The following is a 2,500-nucleotide window of genomic DNA, read 5'->3' as shown; positions in this document are numbered from 1 at the left end:
GAATATACTTCTCTACGAATTTCCATACAGTATTCCAATATTTATTTGAATCTACTTTCTCCGCTTCCCCATGCCCCGCACCTGGAACAATTAACTTCTCTTTTTCTACTTTTGCAGCATTATACACCTGATCTAACATTTCAAAAGGAACAAATGTATCAGCATTCCCATGGATAAATAGCATAGGTGTTTTACTTTTCTCAACTTGTTTCACAGCTGAAGCCTCTTCTAAATCATATCCCGCCCTCAATTTAGTAACTGTATTGGCCGCATTCATAACAGGAAACTTCGGTAAGTGGAATAAATCTTTTAGTTGATACGTAAATTCATCACTAACAGTTGAGTATCCGCAATCTTCAATAATAACTTTAACGTTTGAAGGTAAATCTTCGCCTGAAGTCATCATTACAGTTGCTCCCCCCATAGAAATACCATATAGAGCTATTTCAGCATTAGGATCTTTCTTTAAAATTTGTTGAATCCACAGTAGGACATCTTTACGATCATGCCAGCCCATACCAACATAATCCCCTTCACTATTTCCATGTCCACGAAGGTCTGGCGCTATGACATTATAGCCTCGTTCATAAAAGTTCCGAATATATTTCGTCATTTCTGATGCTCTGCCATTATATCCATGAACTACAATTGCCCATTTATGACTAGATGATTCATTCATATATTCATAACCTTTTAAATTCAGCTTATCGAAAGAACGTATAGTTAATGTGTTCGGTTTATATTTCGATACAAAATCCGCATTCTTTTTTTCATTCGTAGCCAATACATCTCCCGATGCATTCACTGTTTCTGCCAAATGAGGGTTATCTTGCAAAAATTCTTTTTCTTGTTTCGCATTCAATGCGTAGTTATAAAAATAATTCCCAACTAACATATACGCGATTGTTAGAAGCACTAAAACTACTATAGTAATCATACCTATCTTTTTCATATTATCTCCTTTTTCCAAATTAAATCTCTTATGTTAACGTACCTCAAAAACAACTGTACTATTTTAACATACCGGTGAATCTTATCTATAAGAAATAAAATAGAAAATCTTAAATTACATATTAAAAATCACGAAAGAAACAGAATAAAACTTATATAGATATGTAACCAAAAATCTTAAAAGAATAGGGAGTTCTTTAAAATCCAGGTAGTATTTAGCATTGAAAAGAAGTTATAAAACACAAAAAAGACGAGTCATCCTGACTCGTCTTAAGCTTGCTTGGCGACGTCCTACTCTCACAGGGACAAGGTCCCAACTACCATCGGCGCTAGAGAGCTTAACTTCCGTGTTCGGTATGGGAACGGGTGTGACCTCTCTGCCATCATCACCAAACTATGAAGGCATATTCCTTCAAAACTAGATAACATTTGCTACATATTATATGGTTAAGTCCTCGATCTATTAGTATTCGTCAGCTCCACATGTCACCATGCTTCCACCTCGAACCTATCAACCTGATCATCTTTCAGGGATCTTACTAGCTTACGCTATGGGAAATCTCATCTTGAGGGGGGCTTCATGCTTAGATGCTTTCAGCACTTATCCCTTCCGCACATAGCTACCCAGCTATGCCCTTGGCAGAACAACTGGTACACCAGCGGTGCGTCCATCCCGGTCCTCTCGTACTAAGGACAGCTCCTCTCAAATTTCCTACGCCCACGACGGATAGGGACCGAACTGTCTCACGACGTTCTGAACCCAGCTCGCGTACCGCTTTAATGGGCGAACAGCCCAACCCTTGGGACCGACTACAGCCCCAGGATGCGATGAGCCGACATCGAGGTGCCAAACCTCCCCGTCGATGTGGACTCTTGGGGGAGATAAGCCTGTTATCCCCGGGGTAGCTTTTATCCGTTGAGCGATGGCCCTTCCATGCGGAACCACCGGATCACTAAGCCCGACTTTCGTCCCTGCTCGACTTGTAGGTCTCGCAGTCAAGCTCCCTTATGCCTTTGCACTCTACGAATGATTTCCAACCATTCTGAGGGAACCTTTGGGCGCCTCCGTTACACTTTAGGAGGCGACCGCCCCAGTCAAACTGCCCACCTGACACTGTCTCCCGGGTCGATAAGACCCGTAGGTTAGAATTTCAATACAGTCAGGGCGGTATCCCACCAGCGCCTCCACCGAAGCTAGCGCTCCGGTTTCAATGGCTCCCGCCTATCCTGTACAAACTGTACCAAAATTCAATATCAGGCTACAGTAAAGCTCCACGGGGTCTTTCCGTCCTGTCGCGGGTAACCTGCATCTTCACAGGTACTATAATTTCACCGAGTCTCTGGTTGAGACAGTGCCCAAATCGTTACACCTTTCGTGCGGGTCGGAACTTACCCGACAAGGAATTTCGCTACCTTAGGACCGTTATAGTTACGGCCGCCGTTTACTGGGGCTTCAGTTCAGAGCTTCGCTTACGCTAACCCCTCTCCTTAACCTTCCAGCACCGGGCAGGTGTCAGCCCCTATACTTCGCCTTACGGCTTCGCAGAGA

At 43.3% G+C, this 2,500-nt stretch carries 1 protein-coding gene and 2 rRNA genes (2 of these 3 cut by a window edge); all 3 read right to left on the bottom strand.

Features of this window, described 5'->3' with window-relative positions; genetic code table 11:
* Positions 1–952, bottom strand: the 5' portion of a protein-coding gene (locus tag MHH42_RS01535) for an alpha/beta hydrolase (RefSeq protein WP_002156179.1). Its footprint begins 8 nt before the window's first position; 952 of the gene's 960 nt are visible here — the first part of the coding sequence; the start codon lies at positions 950–952; its stop codon lies off the left edge, out of view.
* Positions 953–1,229: 277 nt separating this feature from the next.
* A 5S ribosomal RNA gene (gene rrf, locus MHH42_RS01530) occupies positions 1,230–1,345 on the bottom strand.
* Between the two features lie 49 nt (positions 1,346–1,394).
* A 23S ribosomal RNA gene (locus MHH42_RS01525) occupies positions 1,395–2,500 on the bottom strand (it continues 1,816 nt past the right edge of the window).

The organism is Bacillus sp. FSL L8-0099, from assembly GCF_038006385.1.
GTDB lineage: Bacteria > Bacillota > Bacilli > Bacillales > Bacillaceae_G > Bacillus_A > Bacillus_A toyonensis.
Note: the sequence above shows the minus strand (reverse complement) of the source record. Positions and strands in the feature narration are given on the sequence as shown.